The organism is Bythopirellula goksoeyrii (assembly GCF_008065115.1).
Taxonomy (GTDB): Bacteria; Planctomycetota; Planctomycetia; order Pirellulales; family Lacipirellulaceae; genus Bythopirellula; species Bythopirellula goksoeyrii.
Map to the genome: position 1 here is coordinate 3,718,716 of NZ_CP042913.1, position 19,049 is coordinate 3,737,764.

11 protein-coding genes are annotated in these 19,049 nt (G+C 50.4%); 7 read left to right on the forward strand and 4 right to left on the reverse strand.

What is annotated here, in order from left to right:
* The first annotated feature begins 310 nt into the window (after positions 1–310).
* Positions 311–1,840 carry a glycoside hydrolase family 28 protein gene (locus tag Pr1d_RS14765; protein ID WP_168205245.1) on the forward strand — a complete coding sequence of 510 codons (1,530 nt, stop codon included), beginning with the start codon at positions 311–313 and terminating at the stop codon, positions 1,838–1,840.
* A gap of 73 nt (positions 1,841–1,913) precedes the next feature.
* Here the strand turns inward: Pr1d_RS14765 and Pr1d_RS14770 are convergent, their stop codons facing one another.
* Together Pr1d_RS14770 and Pr1d_RS14775 are read right to left on the reverse strand one after the other, a co-directional pair.
* Positions 1,914–2,546, reverse strand: a complete 633-nt coding sequence (locus Pr1d_RS14770) for an EF-hand domain-containing protein (RefSeq protein ID WP_148074243.1) — start codon at positions 2,544–2,546, stop codon at positions 1,914–1,916.
* Between the two features lie 78 nt (positions 2,547–2,624).
* Complete coding sequence (locus Pr1d_RS14775; RefSeq protein ID WP_148074244.1) at positions 2,625–3,650, reverse strand: DUF1559 domain-containing protein; 1,026 nt, start codon at positions 3,648–3,650, stop codon at positions 2,625–2,627.
* A 201-nt stretch (positions 3,651–3,851) separates the two neighbouring features.
* On the opposite strand from Pr1d_RS14775, the gene Pr1d_RS14780 reads away from it, so the two are divergent.
* From Pr1d_RS14780 to Pr1d_RS14805, 6 genes are all read left to right on the forward strand, one after another.
* The gene (locus tag Pr1d_RS14780; RefSeq protein WP_148074245.1) at positions 3,852–5,012 is read left to right on the forward strand and encodes an AraC family transcriptional regulator; all 1,161 of its coding nucleotides are present in this window, start codon (positions 3,852–3,854) and stop codon (positions 5,010–5,012) included.
* Between the two features lie 503 nt (positions 5,013–5,515).
* Positions 5,516–6,424, forward strand: coding sequence for a PEP-CTERM sorting domain-containing protein (locus tag Pr1d_RS14785; RefSeq protein ID WP_148074246.1), 909 nt, complete (start codon positions 5,516–5,518; stop codon positions 6,422–6,424).
* Between the two features lie 309 nt (positions 6,425–6,733).
* On the forward strand, positions 6,734–9,667 hold the full coding sequence (locus Pr1d_RS14790) for a beta strand repeat-containing protein (protein WP_148074247.1): 2,934 nt from the start codon (positions 6,734–6,736) through the stop codon (positions 9,665–9,667).
* A gap of 96 nt (positions 9,668–9,763) precedes the next feature.
* A complete protein-coding gene (locus tag Pr1d_RS14795) occupies positions 9,764–10,693 on the forward strand; it encodes a DUF1559 domain-containing protein (RefSeq protein ID WP_148076403.1) in 930 nt (309 codons plus the stop codon).
* Between the two features lie 79 nt (positions 10,694–10,772).
* On the forward strand, positions 10,773–11,102 hold the full coding sequence (locus Pr1d_RS14800) for a hypothetical protein (protein WP_210417720.1): 330 nt from the start codon (positions 10,773–10,775) through the stop codon (positions 11,100–11,102).
* 347 nt (positions 11,103–11,449) lie between these two features.
* Complete coding sequence (locus Pr1d_RS14805) at positions 11,450–13,369, forward strand: arginase family protein (RefSeq protein WP_148074249.1); 1,920 nt, start codon at positions 11,450–11,452, stop codon at positions 13,367–13,369.
* A gap of 944 nt (positions 13,370–14,313) precedes the next feature.
* Here the strand turns inward: Pr1d_RS14805 and Pr1d_RS26060 are convergent.
* Positions 14,314–14,979, reverse strand: coding sequence for a YHS domain-containing protein (locus Pr1d_RS26060; RefSeq protein ID WP_210417721.1), 666 nt, complete (start codon positions 14,977–14,979; stop codon positions 14,314–14,316).
* A gap of 14 nt (positions 14,980–14,993) precedes the next feature.
* Positions 14,994–18,986, reverse strand: coding sequence for an efflux RND transporter permease subunit (locus Pr1d_RS14815; RefSeq protein WP_148074250.1), 3,993 nt, complete (start codon positions 18,984–18,986; stop codon positions 14,994–14,996).
* Between the last annotated feature and the right edge of the window lie 63 nt (positions 18,987–19,049).

The following is a 19,049-nucleotide window of genomic DNA, read 5'->3' on the forward strand; positions in this document are numbered from 1 at the left end:
GTTCGAAAGTACTCAGTAGTCTAATGTATCACAGAAGTGAGATTCTTACTCAATTGCCAATCCCCACAACACAAGAAGAAGTCTGCTGGGGATTGTCGCATCCATGAGATTCATCAACGAGCATTGTGTAGTATCATCTGAGTTGCTGGTGGAATTCTAGTAGGCAATCTTGCAAACAAACGGGTACTGTCCGCAAGAGCGGGCATTGCTGATTTCACAGAAAGTGCATTTGATCGTGAGTCGGACTTATCTAGTTTTGTTGACCTCCTGTTTGTTCACTATGTCGCAAGCCTATGCGGCAGAATTTCCAATGCCAACACTCGATACTGTAGGGCCGCAAGCCATGTTGGCTGAGGTCGCCACGCTTGATCCGCCGTTTGAAATGACTCAGCCTGCCCGACCAAGTTTTCCAAACCACTCAGTCGACATCCGTCATGAAGGCGCCCATCCTGGCTTGAACGAGCCCGTCACTAAGATCATCCAGAAATGCATCGACCAAGTCTCGCAAGCGGGAGGCGGCACCGTGGTTGTTCCCACGGGGCGGTGGCTCACCGGAAGGATCCAATTGAAGTCAGGCGTCGAATTGCATTTGGCCGAAGGGGCGGAGCTTCATTTTTCTGGCCGCATTGAAGACTACCTCCCTGTGGTTTTCTCTCGTTACGAAGGAGTAGAGATCATGGGGCTTGGAGGCCTGATCTATGCCCATCAAGAGAAGAACATCGCAGTTACGGGGATAGGCATTCTTGTGGGGCCAAAAACAGGGCCAGTACGTGAAGCACGCCCAGGGCTCTCTGACAAAGTGGTAGACCCACACCTGAGAGTCGCAGAGCGAATTCTTGACGGTCGTGAGGGACGACACTACTTTCGACCCTATTTCATCAATCTAATCGAATGCCAGGATGTCTTGATTGAGGGTGTCACGCTTCGAAATGGTCCGATGTGGAACATTGTGCCGATTTACTGTGAGCGAGTGATAGTCCGTGGTGTAACCATTGATAGCCGTAGTGTCGTGAACGGCGATGGTGTGAATATCGAATCAAGTCGCGACGTGCTGGTTGAATACTGTCGTGTCACTACGGGTGATGATTGCTTCGCCCTGAAATCGGGTCGAAACTTGGATGGCCTACGTACGGGACGCGCGGTAGAGAACGTCGTATTCCGACACAATCACGCCCTCGGTGGGTTTGGCGGAATCACTTGCGGGAGCGAAACTGCAGGGGGAATACGCAATATCCATGTTCACGATTGCCTCTTCGAGAATGTCCGCCATGCGGTTTATTTCAAAACACGCCGACCTCGAGGTGGAGGAGGAGAAAACTTCCTGGCCGAGCGAATCGCCTTCTCTGCCTACAACCATGCGATCTTCTTCGACATGCTGGGAGCAACCATGTATGTGGGCGAACTTGCCAACCGCCTGCCGATACGGCCTATTACAGACCTAACTCCCTATTATCGCAATATTACGCTGCGCCGCTTCCAGGGTGAGTGCAAAGGAGACGCACTCAAAGTCAAGGGGATCCCCGAGAGTCCTGCCTCCGACATCACCCTGGATCAATGCGACATCCGCAGCAACGGACTGATCCATCTCGCCGATGTGGAAGATGTCGAGATTCAAGATTCACAGTTTCACGCGGCTGAGCCGGAGATTCTGCTGCTTGACGCAAACGGCGTCCACTTCAAGCGAGTGAACTTTGAAACTGCCCGATCACGCCTGGTGGTAACAGCCAGCGGCAACAAGACAAAGAGTGTTACCTTTGAACAATGCGATCCCCAATTGGACCGAATGGAGATCCAGACTAGCGATGGCACCGAGGGCGATGATCTGCAAGAGTTACGTTAGCCAGATTATGGAAGGAGAGGTCACCTACTCTTCAATACATACGAGAAAAGGGTGGCAATTGAATTAGCAATTCTCAACGACGACGGCTCTTCTTCCCAAGATGGATTTCGATGAGCTGGTATTCCTCGCTAGGCCGGTCCGGGCAAAATTCAACGCCGACCTGTGTTTGCTCGTTGTACTTTTTGGGGATTCTTTCCTTGCCACCAACTTCTTTGGAAACTTTGATACGGTAATAACCCATATTCATGCCGGGGAGTTCACGAGAGATCTGAGGAGTACATTTCCCATGCTCGTTTGTGCTTACTGTCTTTGGTTCAATCCATTCAGATAAGAATGATTCAGGCTCAATAATAATAGTGGCGCCCGGTACGAGCCGCCCATTGAATTGCACTTCCAATTCCGGACCCACTAGCCTTAAAATTGAATCGTTCCAACTCTTGATGCGACTTGCCAGCTCTTCTTGGCTCACTTGACCGTCACCATTCGTGTCCGCTCGTGACTTTCCCTCAGCCAGTCCCGGTGCACCTTGCAATTCAGCGTCATTCAGCAAACCGTCCGAGTTCTTGTCGAGCAACTCAAAGGCTTTCGCCGAAGCTATCCCAGGATCGATGCCAGGCTTATTACTTGCTCCCGACCCACCACAAGAAAGCAATGGTGCCAACAAAGTAATCACCACTAATTGTCGATTACAAATTAGAGCTGACAAGGGGGTAATCCAATGCGCAAGAAGTATAGATCCAATCCAACGAATAATGTTACGAGTTATCCAGTCAACGAATCGAGATCAATTGACCTTGCCGTCGTCTCGTGCGGACAAGTTTCCCCACGTCTCCTCATCAATATCGTATGCTATAGCATGGACCGATCCGTCCACGTAAGCAACATTCACCGTCGCAGGGTGGGCGCTCCCCATCAATTTATGCCCCAGCTCAACATCATTATCTCGGGTTGGCATAGCACTCCCACTGGGAAACCGGACCGTGTCCCAATCGTAGCCTTCCCACATGGAGTTGTTATCGCCGGGGTTATCGCTCCCTGTTGGGTTTTCATTGCCTACGACAACCTCTTCGTAATGGCGAGGATGCGCGAATTTCTCACCTGCCATGATCGTATTCGCCGTCCCATCAGTGATCTCCCTCATCCTCGCGCCCGTCCGCAAAGTCACAATACCTCTAAAAGTATTATTGATTGAAGCGTCATCAGTTTTCCAATCACAAGCGGGATACTTATTTCTGCAGTCATTGAATTCAGGACTAGGCGCCGGTCCAGGCTCAGTAGCTACACTAGCTGGCCCGCCAGAAGCAGCGTAATCGGTTTTAGCATCTACTTCAGGCATATCAGCATTGAATGACAACTCTACTGCAGGAAGTGGCTTCGCAGCCCTCCTGCTTGCGCAATTGAATAGAGGGACTACGACAGATCGTTGTTGGGCAAGTGCAGCTTTCAAGGCAGTCCCAGTGAGACCAGCGCCAAGCAAGTTCACATTACCTTGCTCCAGGAGAGGGGCAACCTGGTAGATCCAACCGCCCGGCTGACTTGGGCCGACACCTCGATCAGGAACTCCCATCCACCGGAAACCCCAACCACCCGCGGGGAACTCTTTGTGAGTACTCTCGTAGTTCAACATACCGATGGCGATCTGCCGAAGACTGTTTTTGCATTGGGCGTTGCGAGCTGCCTCGCGGGCTGCTTGAATCGCGGGCAACAACAAGGCCACCAAGACACCGATGATTGCAATCACTACCAACAGCTCCACCAAAGTGAAACCTCGGAGTGTCCGGATTGAGGTACGACGCATAGACATGCCCATGTGAATACTCTCCCATGAAAAGAGAAAACAAAAAGTGAGAAGGCTCTTGCACCCGCCTTTCAATCATCGTACAAGACTAGAACATTGCATCCCAGTGTCGGTTTTTGCAATAAAGACACCAAATGACGCAATCTCTGTGGATATCTTATCTCTTCAAACAGAATAAATCAAACTCAAAGCGTTTTAAGTGGCGAATGACCGATGACTCAACCCCAAGATATTGCCTTGGCATTTCCCCGTGGCGGGCACCTGGAACTCTTGATCGAAGGGGTGCTCAGTTACGTCAACGAGAAAGAGCTGAACTGGTGCTACATCACGGCCCTTGAGTCCCATGTGATAAGCGTCCTTGATCTGGTGAGCTGGCCAGGCGACGGCATCCTCGCGGCGATCAATACCGAAGAGGAAGCCGCTTGTGCGAAGGCCTCGAAGGTACCGATTGTCAATATTTCCAGCGCCTTGCCCGATCTGCCCGTCCCCAGTTGTATTATCGACAATGCCGCCATGGGCGTGCTTGCCGCCGACCACTTGATCAGCAAAGGCTTTCGTTCCTTTGCATACTATGGCCTAGCAGATGTTGAGTATTCTCGGCAAAGACAACAAGGCTTCAATGACAAGCTAGAAACCGCCGATTTCAGTTCGGATGAGTTCCTGTCACCTCCAACCTATGCCCATGAGGCGAGCGATTGGATGTCGCATAATCATGAACTTGCTCAGTGGCTCGAGGCGTTGCCCAAACCGCTCGGATTGTTTGCTGTCTCCGATTATCGCGCGAGACAGGCACTTGATGCATGTAACAATTCGGGACTCCGAGTTCCTGAAGAAGTGGCTATCGTCGGCACCGGCAACGAAGACTTGGTCTGTGGACACGTTCGTCCCACGCTGACCAGTGTGGCGAGAAATAATTTCCTCCAAGGCTATCGTTCTGCAGAACTTCTCGACCAACTCATGCAGGGCGTAGAAGTCCCTGACGAACTGCTTCCCATCCCACCATTGGAAATCGTCGAGAGGGATTCGACGAGGACCTTCGCAGTCTCCGACGCACGACTTCGCGATTCACTTGAGTACCTACATGAACATTTGCATGAACCCTTGTTTTCGATTGATGACATCACTCGGCAGGCAAGTGTCTCGCGGCGGTGGTTGGAATATGCGTTTCGTGATGCTCTGGGTGAAACCCCGTATCAGTATCTGCGCCGACAAAGGTTGGCACGAGCGAAACGACTGTTGGTCGAAGAGCCAAAAACAAAAATCTACAAGATTGCTCAAAGCAGCGGTTTCTCCTCGGCAAAGCAACTTGCGATGACCTTCCAGCAGGACTTTGGCATGAGTCCACGCGAATACCGCCGGGTAACTAAAAACTAGTAAGTGGGCAGAATGCCTTCAGCCAATAGCTAAACAAAGATATCTCCGAAATCTTGCAAATTCATTTGCCTTAAATGCTGTTCTATATGATAATACCCAGTGAAACATGACTTTCGCTTGTCTCTTGGCTATGTGAATTCGACTTGTAAGCATGCAAGTTAGCACCGACAGAATGCAAGGATTAGCCCAATCCACGCAATGCACTGCGTTAAATAAGAACTAAATTGCAAAAAGCGCATGTTTACCGAAATGATTGGGCAAATAGAATGAATGATGTCGGTTGAGGAATTTAGACGTGGGGGAAGCGGCCCCTTGCTGATCGTAGGAGAGGCAGCTGACTTTTCGTTCCGTACTTCAGTTATTCCTTAATCGACAAACGGCGGCAGTATGCCGGCCAACACCGGTTTTTCTAGTCACTAACTTTTGTTGAATTGTTGATCTCTTTTTTATTTGTGCTGACGGGTAGGTCAGCGGCCTTTTTCACCTATTGAGGAGAAGTTCTAATGAGTTTCCGAAAATCTGTTTCTCTTTGCGCGGCGCTTGCCGTCATGAGCTTGCTGGCAGTCGATGCCCAAGCTGGTCGCATCTTCACCTATGATCCAGGTGGTGCAGATGCAGAGTTGCGTGAATCGACACCAACAACTGCTCGTGGTACTGGTACTGAAATTGCATCGCGTATTGCCCCGGGAACAAACGGACGCAATAGTGTGATCTATCTCAAGTTCGGCGTGGGTAACATTACTCCTGCAGAATTGGCTGGCAATATTAAGGTTAGGACAACGATCCGAAACACCAATATCACCGCTGGGCGAATTGAGATCCCCAATGTACAAAATGGAGCGAATGCTGGCTTCGATTATTTCGTCCTCGACCCTACGCTGGCAGGTGCAGACTGGGATGAAACAACGATTGCTCCACTGACTAACGCTATGGCGGGCACTGTAGCAGCACCTGGCTATGCCTTTGATGGTAATTTTTCAACCAAACCCACTGGTACCCCCGGAACGCCAACTGCAGGATTAACCTATCTCGGTAGCAACTCCTTTGATAGTGCCGGTCTCCAACCGAGTGGACATTTGCTCGTTGGCTCGCCTTTCGATTTAGTTTCCCTACCGCCCAATAGTGCTTTGCACCAAGCAATTGCCATTGCTCAGGGAACCGCTCATCAAACTGTCACGGTTGTCATGGGCGTTTCGCACCCTGCTGACAGTCCCAATGGTAATTGGATTAACTTCAACTACCTCTTTAATCCTAAAGAGCAAACTATGTTGAACAATGATCCGGCTAGCCCTTACAGCGGTTCCAAGGCAAACGCATTTGCCCCGGCATTGATTACCATACCAGAACCAGCCAGCTTTGCTTTGTTGGGCATTGCGAGCTTGGCTTTGGTCGGTTTCCGAAAACGAAGCTGATAGTTCGCAGTAGAGATTAGTTTTAGTTTCTTGGCCCCCCCTTCGTGAATTCCCACGAGGGGGGAGGTCTCTAGCGTTGTAATGAAATCTGCGATTTTCGCAAATTTATTGCCAAAGCAAATCAAGGGGCAGCGATCTCGAGGTTACTCGAGATCCTACGAGGATCTTCGTTCGGCAAGAGACCGAACTTACAACCTCAAGGTGTTTGGCCAGAGATTTTATGTGCCATCCCATTTTCTTGTTCGCTCAATTGTTCCTGCAGCAAACGCTGCTCTAGAGCGCGTATAGTCTATTTACGGAGTAGAGAAGATGTCCAGTATTAAGAAAACCGTGTCGATAGTCTCTCTTGGCTTACTGATTCACTTTGGGAGTTCACCTGCCTTTTCGCAGCTCACTGAGTTTTCGTGGAATGGCTCGACGGGGGCTCAGAACTGGCAACAAAATGGCAACTGGGACATGGCCAATTTCCCCAACGGTCCGCAGCAAGTCGCCAATCTAGCCGTACCCCTGGCTGGTAACTTGACACTCAACTTAGGCTCCACAGGGAACAATGTCACCGCAGCTGGAGTCTATTTTGGTAGTACCACGGGCGCAAGGACCACGGATATTATCAGTAGTGGTGCAATACTGCGGCTGCAAAACGATTTTTCGCAACCACTGGGGAACGCCGACTTCAACAAGAACAGTCATGTCGACGGAGGTGACTTCTTAAACTGGCAACGAGGTTACGGCATTACGAACCCTGTGCCAACGAACGCAACGGGCGATGCAAATGGCGATTTGGCGGTTAATGGCATTGATCTGGGTATCTGGCAGGACAATTATGGTCTCAGTGCTACAGGCATCGAGGGTGGCAGGTCCATACTCAACTCAGGAGGGCTTGCTGGCTCTGTCAACCGGATTTCTGCCCCAGTACGGTTGGTAGCCGAGAACGTGGATGTGATCGGAACTACGGATCTCATCATTCAGGGAGGACTCTCCTATGAACAAGAGACCTCCGTAGAAGGAACCCCGAGCGCGTCATTCAACAATATTGCGAACATTACGACAACCATTAATGGCAATATCAACCTGAACAACCAATTTACCGGGATGCGTGGCGACTTCGCCCTGAATCAGTCTGACGGATCTCAAGGTACCCTCATCATCAATGCAGTTATCGACGACGGAGCAAATGACAGTGATCTATTTATCGGTGCACCTACCAATAGTGTAAAGCTGCCCCTTAGCACTGTCAGGCTGAACCAGGCGAACACTTACAGCGGTGGGACTATCCTAAGGCGCGCCAATATTGAAATCGCCAACGATGGCGCCTTCGGAACGGGGCCGATGAGACAGCAAGGTCCTGCCAATCAGTACGGTTACAATATCATTGCAATTGGTGGAGATCGCACCATTGCCAACGACATGACGATGGCCCAATGGCAGACCTTCAAAGGGAGTAATTCGATCACTCTCTCCGGGGCAATCACACAGACCAATAGTCGTGGCATGATCAACCTGCTCGACGCAGGCAAGACGCTTACGCTGACTGGTCAGCTTGACATTTGGGAAGACGACGAAGCTTTAGATCGCCGATTCTCATTCGATGGTACGGGCACCACGGTGTTTGCAGGGATTATCCGCGATGATCCACTATTTTCTGGACAGGTGCGACAGATTCATAAGACAGGTACTGGAGTTTTGCTCATCGACGTGGGCCCGGGAGACAACCAACATTCTGGCGACACAATTATTGAAATGGGGAACCTTCACTATGCTGACAACGATTCCTTAAACACCGGACCAGGATTGATCAGTGGTCGTGGAGGTGCAGTTGGTGTCGATACCGGCATCGCAAACAATACCACCTTCTTCAACAAGATCAGCCCCGGTAGTCGGGGAGGGTTGATGCTTGCTCCCAGTGATGCAGCTGCAAATCTGAACTTTACTAGTTTCCCCTACTCGAACGCCGGGAGCATGACAGTCGCTGCTCCAGAAACAGGACTGACCTATACGGGAATGATTACACCTGCCAACTCGACTTATGGATTAGGAGGAGGTAGTGGAACGTTGACACTACCCAACGCTCAGTTGGTTGGGTCGAACTCTCTTGAAGTTCGTAATGGTGGTACCGTTGAACTGCTAGGCGACAACACTTACTCAGGTAAAACAACGATTATCACGAAGTATACCGACACCGCTCAGCAGCAGGCGGCAGCCGACTCTCGCGGTGGAGCTGATGGCCTTTTTTACGATACGTTGGTTTCACCCACGCTGGTCGTTGACGACCTTGCCAACGGTGGCGTTGCGAGCAGTATCGGTTCAGCCTCTGCCGATGCCTCGAATCTATTCATTCAAGGTTCGACGCTGAAATATGTCGGTACGGGTGATTCGACCAATCGCTTGTTTACTATTGGAACAGGTGGTGCAACGATTGATTCTTCGGGAACCGGGGCTGTCGCGTTCACTAACGCTGGACTACTAGGTCGCGACGATGCAGAAACTCGGACTGGCACGCTGGACGATTTTTCTGGCCAACCGAATGTTATTATTGAGGTGTCCGATACCTCGGACATCGTCATTGGAATGGCCGTGAGCGATCCCTCCCCTGGCGGTACGTTCACTCAGGCTCCGTGCAATCCGGATGGCTCGCATTGTATCCCTGCGGATACAGAGGTTACAGGAGTTACGAGCTCAAGCATTGGCTTGAGTAATAGCTTCCCATTCATTCTCAAAGAAAATACCGATATCGTCTTTGGGACCGTCGAACGAACTCTGACACTTGCTGGTTCTAACTCGAACAATAATACGATCGCCTCAGTTATTAGTGACTCCGACGCCGGAGGGGTTGTGGCAATCGATAAGACTGGGCCAGGTAAGTGGGTACTCTCGGGCAGCAACACCTACTCGGGAGACACAGCTGTGGAAGCCGGAATTCTCAGTATTACCAACGCTTTCTTGGATGATGATTCAGCAGTGCGATTGGCGGGTGGCGTATTGGATCTAAACTTCGCAGGTACAGACGTCATTGGCGATTTGTTCTTCAACGGCGTCGAACAATCGAACGGCATCTGGGGTAGCCTTACTTCCACTGCAACCAACAAGAGCGCGTTCTTCACGGGCAATGGTCTGCTCAACGTGGGTGGAGGTGCTTTGGGAGCTTTAGCTGCTGTACCAGAACCTAATGCTTTCGTGTTGGCCACGATTGCTTCGCTTGCGTTGGCGGGTGTCAGAAGGAGGTCCCTCCACGCCATGGGTTAGGCATCGACCCGGCAACTCTCAGCAAAGCTTTTCTGTGAGTTGGCTGATCGCATTAAACCGGTGTTTTTTCGGCTTTCCCCTTTGCCGAGGTGAACTATGTATAGGCTTTCTCGAACTGCCTTTACCTTAGTCGAACTCCTGGTTGTCATTGCAATCATTGGTGTATTGGTAGGACTTCTGCTCCCCGCTGTGCAGACCGCTCGTGAATCTGCACGACGACTTGAGTGCATGGACAAGCTCAGGCAGTGGTCCACTGCCATGCACAATTACCATGGCACCAAGAAAACCTTGCCACCAGGGGCTCGGGAAAACCCACGGCAAACCTGGGTGATGCATCTCTGGCCGTTCACGGAACAGATGTCTTTGGACCAGCAGAACGATTTTGACACACCCTTTTTCTTGCCTCCAGCAACCATCCCCTATACTCTGAATGGTTTGACGGGGAAACACGTTTCGCTCTATTACTGCCCAAGCGATATCGGTTCCGACCAAATCGTCGGCGAATACCAGCGGCGGCGCGGCAACTATGTGGTCAACTGGGGCAATACTCCCTATGGATGGCCACTTGATCCTGCGGGCCTGGCCCCCTTTTCTTATATCGGCGGCAACGGTGCAAAGCCTCGCAAGACTGATTTTTCACACATCACTGATGGAACTTCACAGACGCTCCTGATGTCAGAAACTCTCAAGGCCTGGAGCAATGAGGACAACGACTGGCGTGGCGATATTCAAAACGACCAGGGTAATTTCCGCTTTCAAACCTTGTTGACCCCCAACACTTCTGCGCCCGATATCATCAAGGGGGGATGGTACCGCCCGAACATCGATCCTTCGATGCCTGCCGCTGCCGGAAGTCGACAGATCTATGCTGCGCGCAGCAGGCACTCTGGGGGAGTGAATGCTGCATACTGCGACGGCTCAGTCCATTTTATAGCCGATACCATCGCCCTTATCCCTTGGAAAGAAATGGGAAGTATGAATGGGGGCCTGAAAGAATCATTTGACCAGGAGTATTGGAATCGCTAATCAAATGCGGCCTTCGTTGCCAAACTACTTGATCTTAGTACTTTCGTGCTTGTCATGTGCCAGCTGCGGTGACCCCAGCGTGGGCTTGCTATCCGGGACAATCACCGTAGATGGAGACCCTGCTCAGATGGGTTCCATCTCGTTCTTTCCCGTGGATGGGAATTCGTTCACAGCCGGGGGCATGATCAACGGGGGGAAGTATCGCGCTCGTGTTCCGATCGGCGAATCGATAGTCGAAATTCGCATTCCCAAGGTTATCGGCGAGAGTAAGCTCTACGATGTCCCCAACAGCCCTACACAGCCCTTGCTAGAAGAGGCTCTTCCTGCAAGGTTCAACGACCGCAGCACACTGCGGATTACAGTGGAAGCCGGTCGTAGCGAGCATGATTTTGAGGTGACTACGAAATAATCGTGTTCGTCAGCAATGGTGTCACCTCAAGTTCTAGCGAAAATAGTTGCAAGGATCACAAGAGGTAGAGCAGCTATTTGTCCCGACCGGTTGTATTTCCAGGCATTGAGTTGTCCGAGTTCGAACACTTCCGATATAATGGGTGAAATCGAACGCTTTCAAACCATCGCTGGAGGCCGGGTGTCAAATTTTGGGGTGTGATGCATTTGAGTTAGCTTGAGACTCGGCCTACAAAGCAATAGACTTTCAACCTGATGGCCCTCGATTATTGGTTTTGAAAGAACGCTTCTGGAATGCGTAAATTTCTTTTCCCTTGAACCCTTTCGAATTGTCTGCCCAAATCGCTGATGTCCCAAACAGGAAACGCCGGAGCTAGAAAAGCAGGGGTTCCCGCAGAGCTGCGGACCCATTTCGAGTCGCTTCCCTGCATGGAAAAGCTCAACAGAGCCTCGCGTCAGCAGTTCTTCCACTGGCTAGCCATCTGCTTGCCTTTTCGCGATCTAAACGACTTTCACGACCAACTTTCTGCGACAGAGATCAAAGGACTAAAACCGGAGGACAAACGAGCGATTGCCGATTCCTTTCGAACACAACTTACGCGGCGCTCACTCCTCGCTACTCTCAGCGTAGGGTCGATTGGTTCTCTCCTGATCGGGGTGAATGCTTCGGCAGACAGTAACACCGGCGAATTTCCACCCCTCGGCTCTATCCGGCCGCAAATCGCAGAGATTCAGCAACGTCAGCAAACCGTTGGCGAGGCGCTGCAAAGTGCGCTTGGTAAGCATGAAGCCAAGACACCAATTGACGAGGTATTCCTCCACGCACTGGATATGAGCAATTGGATGCGTGCAGCTGATACCTTTCGTCAGTCCAGCTTTCATGTGGCAGCGCGGGACTCCAATTCAACATCTCCCTGGAATTCGCTCTTTGCAGCACTGCGAACCTTGCAACTTGCCTGGGAATTTCTACTTTCTACGAAACAGCAATGGCAGGAAGAATACTTCGTTGCCTACGCTTTTGGCCGGATGCCTGCCCTCTCGCCAGGGTCTCCCGACCTTGCACCACTGCCGAATTACGATCACCAGGCCGAATTGCATGCGGCTAAGATTCTTGAACTTGCACCCTTGTTTCATGCCTTCGAGATTCTTAACCAACGATTCCAACCAGTCGGCGTTTCGACCGGGGGATCACCGGTGCGATGTACTCAAGGCCATAACTTCAGTTTTGCCCATCTGGCAACCGACCTGTTGGCAGTTGAAAACTTTCAACGCGATCAGCCGCCAGTGCTGGTGAATTGGGACGCCCATGCGGATCTCGGTGATCCGTTTGACAATCCCTCGATGCCTATCGACAACCCATTCGCACAATTGAGCGACGCTGCAACCTTTGCTCAGCGTATTGTGATTGCCAGCAATATGAGCATTGCCGGCTGGATCTTGCCACTCATCTATCAAGGTTTGCTATCCAATAAGACCACTCCAGCACAAGTTATCTGGGTTGTACCGCGCGAATCGCAAACTACTTCACGGAAGTACATGCCTGACTACGGAAGATATTCAATCACCGTCGGCGACTGGTTACTACCAACTTCGGCGGACGAAATCGCTCGAGTTAGTACTACCCGTCTAGGCGATTGGAACCAGCCAGGTACCCGCGAAATCCGCCGCTATAGCGAGCACGAGCTTCTGCGATCAGTTACACACTCTAAGTCGCTTGAAAATCAACAAAACTGTGAACTGTATATTGTCGATCCTGACGACAGCGAACAACTTGCCAGCTTGCTCACCGATCGAGATATCGTGCTGAGCGTCGACGCCGACTATTCTGGCACGATCGAACCTGGTACGCGGCCTCGCAAGGGATTCTTGCCTCACTACCCGCTCAATACTTCCGCAGCAGGGCAATTGCGGCATCGTGAGTTACTCGCCCAGTTCAACGCTTTTTACAATCGTTTCCAGTCCAACGTTCGTTCGATAACTGTTGCAAATTCTCCCGGCTTTACCTCCGACGATGAAATCCGCCGGCCAGTAAGCCACATTCTCCGCACCGTCGTGGGCAACTCGCTTTCCAACCAACCAACCTGGCTCCACCGTGAAGTTGAACAGCCACCTCTGAATTCTTTCAGCTCACAAAGTTCTCTAGCCACTCTGCTCACAACAGGCGGGTTGGCTGGGCTGGTGGCGACCGCGGCCCTCCTAAGCAAAGATCGGTGGAAGGTAAGTAAGCTGCAGCGTTTGCTATTCGAGCAGTCCGCAACATCTTCGTAGGGGCAGGACGCTTTATTGGGAATGGCTTTGCAGGGTACCATTTGGGACGCCCTGTGGACTTCGAGCGAATAAGATACCACACCTCTGCAACTACCTGAGAAACAAACTCTGATCGCTCTGAACCGATTCCAAGAGAAGGAAACCGCAACAGATTCGACCATCAACAGGTATCGAAACTAGCGATTCAGCAAAGAGTTAAGTAAAGTCGGGCCGACAAGATTTGAACTTGCGACCTTTTGACCCCCAGTCAGATTTTAGATTAGAACGCAAGTCCCTATGTGAACGTAAATCCCTGTCAACTAAGCTACTTATGACATTGTATGAATCGTCTTGTTTGTTGCAATAGGCATGGATTGGAAAGATTTTGGTGCATTTTTGGTGCATCTTGATAGCACGTTTCGCTTCGTCTTCAGCTGCCTTTCGTATCTCCTGAAGATTGCCCTTACAATCCACCTCCCATAGAATCTCTACTATCATCGCGTGGCGATTGCGTGTCCTCATAAACCAAGTCCGAGAGTTCTTGCGAGGAGTTGAGTGACAATATTGCCTTGAAATTCTGTCTAACTAACTGACGGTGTTGCGCTGGAGGCAGATTCGACCCACGCAATAGGTTTCGGACTCTCTTGATGTACTGGGTCGCGGGCCCGTCTTCTGACATGGCTGCTACTAATGTTCGTGCCTCATACTCATCGAGTGTTCTGAAGGCGGCTCTTTCCAGGAACACTCATAATTCCTTGACATCTCGTTCTGGAAGGGTTGCTTCTTCACAATCTATTAGTGCTTGGTGTAAATTGTGTATCAACCGTCGATCCCAGGAGCCGTGTGCTGTAAGTATAGTATCGCGATTATGTTATTTAGCAAAGCACTTTCATCAAGATTGGCCTCCATGAATTTCGGACGAGAGATTTCACCGCATGAAATTGCTGGACTTACTGTGGGAATTGCTAGGCAGACACCCCAAAGTCTTCAGGCTGTTCGACAAACCGCTCCAGGCAGTGCTGGGAACAGAAGAAATAGGTTTGACCATCGTGTTCGCAAGTCAATCCTTTAGGCTTCGCCACCCTCATTCCACACACAGGATCGAGTGCAATATTGTCACGTTGATATTGCTCGTGAGTTTCGATTTGCAGATAGGAATCGATAAAACCGAGGACTTTCTGTTCTACCCACTGTCGCACAGCGTCTCCATCAAACTCATTCATGCACTGAGTTAGAGTGTCACTTCGTTCAAATCGAATAAACACTGGAAGAATCTCGGCTTCGTAGTGAATGGAAATAGCTTCGATCTTCTCATCATGAGTTATTTGAAATCTTACAGTCGCCACCGCTGGAAAACGGATTGAATGGCGAAACTCACACTGCACAGAAGGCCCCACAGTATTGTCATCGAGTTGTACATTGTCAAAATAGCCTGTCAGGGTTTGCACTGTAGGGCGCAATATTTCATTGAGAAGTTGGCCAGCAATCTGATTAAACTTAGTTTCTTGCTCTTCGAGATTCACCATGACGACATTCATCGTCTCTCGCTCTTGCTCCACTTTCGATTGAACTACCTTGAGTCGCTGCTCGATCTGCTGACAAAATTCCGATGATGGGTGGTGTTCGGACATTACATCCTCCGTTGCTAAGCGTTTTCTGCAAAACGCGGATCATTAATGCCTAGTCTGAGTTTCCATTCCATGGCCGAGCAGTAAAGCACGGGGACGACCAGCATCGTCATGATTTCGATTGTCATGCCACCAAAACTGGGGATTGCCATCGGCACCATGATATCGCTGCCGCGACCAGTGGATGTTAGCACCGGAATCAAAGCAAGTAACGTTGTGGCAGTCGTCATCAGACAAGGTCGAACTCGACGCATCCCAGCCGTAACGGTGGCTTCGCGTGCGTGTTTTCCATTTGCAATACGATCTTTTCTAAAGCTTTCATCAAGATAAGATGCAATGACGACACCATCATCGCTGGCAATACCGAACAAAGCGAGGAAGCCAACCCAGACGGCAACACTAAGATTGATCGTGTGAACTTGAAACAACGTTCGCATGTTGGTTCCAAAGACGTTAAAGTCCAAAAACCAATCTGTGCCATAGAGCCACAGCATGATGAAACCGCCTGCCCAAGCAATCATAATCCCGCTGAACACCAGTGATGTTGTGATGACTGATTTGAACTGGAAATAGAGAATTAAGAAGATGACTCCCAGAGCTAAAGGGAGCACAACCATCAAGGTCTTCTGAGAGCGAATCTGATTCTCATAGTTTCCTGCAAACGTATAGCTCACTCCTGCTGGCAAAACCAGTTCACCACTCTCGACCTTTGCTTGCAAGAATGCTTGAGCATCCTCGACTACGTCAACTTCCGCATTGCCGACTTTCATGTCAAATAGTACATAACCGAGCAAAAACGTGTCCTCACTCTTGATTACTTGCGGGCCGCGGATGTAATTGATTTTGGCCAATTGCTCCAGTGGAATCTGTTGTCCCATCGCCGTGGGCACCAGAATCCGTCCCAATGACTCTGCTTCGTCTCTTAATTCACGTGCATAACGCACTCGCACTGGATAGCGTTCACGACCTTCGACGGTTGTCGTGATACGACGGCCACCAATCGCTACTTCAATCACGTCTTGAACGGTGCGGATATGTAACCCGTATCGCTTGATCGCATCGCGGTCGATGTCGATTTCCAAGTAGGGTTTGCCTACAATGCGGTCAGCGATGACGGCGGACGCTTGCACAGTGGGAACCTGCTTAAGCAATCCCTCAATTTGTAATGCAACACGCTCAATTGTCTCCAGGTCCGGGCCTTTGACTTTCATCCCCATCGGCGCTCGCATGCCGCTTTGCAGCATGACGATTCGTGCCGCGATCGGTTGTAGCTTTGGAGCAGAGGTTGTTCCCGGAATGTCGGCTGCTTCGGTGATTTGTTCCCAGATATCACTAGGCGTCTTGATCTCGTCGCGCCACTGGCGAAATGGTCGCCCCCCATCATCTTCAATCAATTCGCCTTGTGCATCACGGGCGAATTCATCCGCCTCTTCATTAAAGCGAAATTTAAGACGATTGCCGTTCTCATCCGTTTTGTACTCTGATTTGTAGGCGATGAACGTCTCGATCATCGAGATGGGCGCCGGGTCGAGCGGACTCTCTGCACGCCCAATTTTTCCTACTACCGATTCCACTTCAGGGATCGAAATAAGGAATTTGTTTTGTAGTTGCAGCACGTCCATTGCTTCACCAATCGAGGCATGCGGCATGGTGGTCGGCATGTAAAGAAATGAACCTTCGTCCAATGGAGGCATGAACTCTTTGCCTAGCCCAGGCAAAATAGAACTTGCTGCTACCCACGGCCGTGATTCTCGTATCGTCGAATCGGAAATACCCAGAATTGAGGCCGTACCAGGTATAAATGAAAAGATCCGATCAAATCCCAGCCAAGCACATCCACCGAAGAGAAGAAATGAGGTGGGCAACGACAAGAAAAGAAGTTTGTGGGCAAGGCACCAGCGGAGGATTGGTTCGTACAAGTAGCGTTGAAACACAGTGAAGAATCCTAGTAGGCCACCAATCAGTATCCCAACGAACAAGAAGTTCCGTAGCACTCCTTTGTCAGGCCCAAGTGGCAACCAGTGGTCTGTCAGAAGGAGACCGACGACAACGACTGCCACAGCACTTGCAGCATAGGGCCCATATTTCTGATAGTCGGTGGGAATACGTTCTTCCAAGAGCTTATAGAAGCCCAGAGCAGCAACGATCGCTCCGACCCACCAGGAAATAAAGAGGGATAATAAGAAGCCTGCACACATCAATGCAATCATCAAGAAGCGACGAAGAGTGTTCGACTTGATCCGCCCCCCCATCAGAATATGAGCCGCTGGAGGTATGATCGTTAGTGCCACAATGACAGAGGCCGAGAGGGCAAATGTCTTGGTAAACGCTAGCGGGCGGAATAGTTTGCCTTCGGCCGCGACCATGGTAAATACAGGCAGAAAGCTCACGACCGTCGTTGAAACGGCTGTCAACACCGCACTGGCCACTTCGTTGGAGGCGCGAAAAATAACATGTCCACGATCTTCTGCTGGATCCGCTTCCTCCAAGTGTTTGAGAATGTTCTCGCAAAGAATAATCCCCATATCAACCATCGTACCAATAGCAATCGCTATACCTGAAAGAGCGACGATATTTGCATCGATACCGAAAGTCTTCATGGCGATAAAACACATGAGGACTGCCAAAGGCAGCAGGGAGCTGATCAGAATTGAGCTGCGCATGTGTAGCACCATCACCAAGATCACGATAATGGTGACGAGGATTTCTTCCGCAAGCGCTGAGTTCAGAGTTCCAAGCGTCTCATAAATTACTCCCGTACGATCATAGTACGGCACTACATGAATCTGACTGGTTGTGATCCAATTGGGCCACTGCTCTCGTGGTAGCTTCCGCAGATGAGTTACCCACGATTCAAAATCTGGATTTGCACCGCTGATTGGCTCTAGATTGTTGGCAACTGCGTAGTCATCAACTTGTTCTTTAGTTGTTCGAGTGTAGTCAACGACGACTTTCGTCGGCAGTCCCGGTGTGATTTCCTCGATTGTTTTCTTGACGTTCTTGATGGCTTGGAGCGGATTGAACCCATAGCGAACGACCACGATACCACCAACCGCTTCAGAACCTGCCTTATCCAACGCACCTCGCCTGAGCGCTGGGCCGAGGGCAACATTGGCGACATCCTTGATCGTGATCGGCACATTGTCCGTGACTTTGACCACTGTTTTTTCAATGTCTTCAACTTCCTCGATGAAACCCAGGCCGCGAATCACGTACTCCGCTTTATTAAGCTCGATGGTTCTTGCTCCCACATCAACGTTGGTCATTTTCACCGATTGAAACACGTCACCCAACGAAACCTTGGCTGCTCGCATTGCATCAGGGTCCACGTCGATCTGGTATTCTCGAACAAAACCGCCAATCGACGCAACTTCACTGATACCCTCGGACGCAGTCAAAGAGTAACGAACGTACCAATCCTGAGTTGTTCTTAATTCATCCAGGTCCCAGCCTCCGGTCGGGTTTCCATCGGGGTCTAGGCCTTCAAGCGTGTAGAGAAAAATTTGTCCCAGTGCGGTTGCGTCAGGTCCAAGCGCGGGCTGAACACCCTCAGGGAGAGTGCCCGATGGCAAGCTGTTAAGTTTTTCTAAAACACGAGAGCGTGACCAATAGAATTCTGCATCTTCGTTGAAAATAATAAAGATTGTCGAGAAACCAAACAACGAATAGCTACGGATGGTTTTGACTTCTGGAAGGCCAAGCAGGGCAACCGTTAGCGGGTAACCGATCTGATCTTCGACGTCTTGGGGCGAGCGTCCCATCCATTCCGTGAAAACAATTTGCTGATTCTCGCCAATGTCAGGAATCGCATCCACAGGGACCTGATCACGAGGCAGGTCGCCGACTTGCCAGTCAAACGGCGCGACCATCACTCCCCAAGTTAACGTCGCAAGGACTAGCAAGCATACAACTAGCTTATTGTTGAGGCAAAACCAAATGATGCTGCCCAGCATCGTATGGCGACTAGCTTCAATATCAGGTGCGATCGTATTTTCGGTAGTATCAGTCATCTAAGTCATATAGGGATATCAGTAAATCGATATACGCAATCCTCTAATCTTCATAGCTTGAGA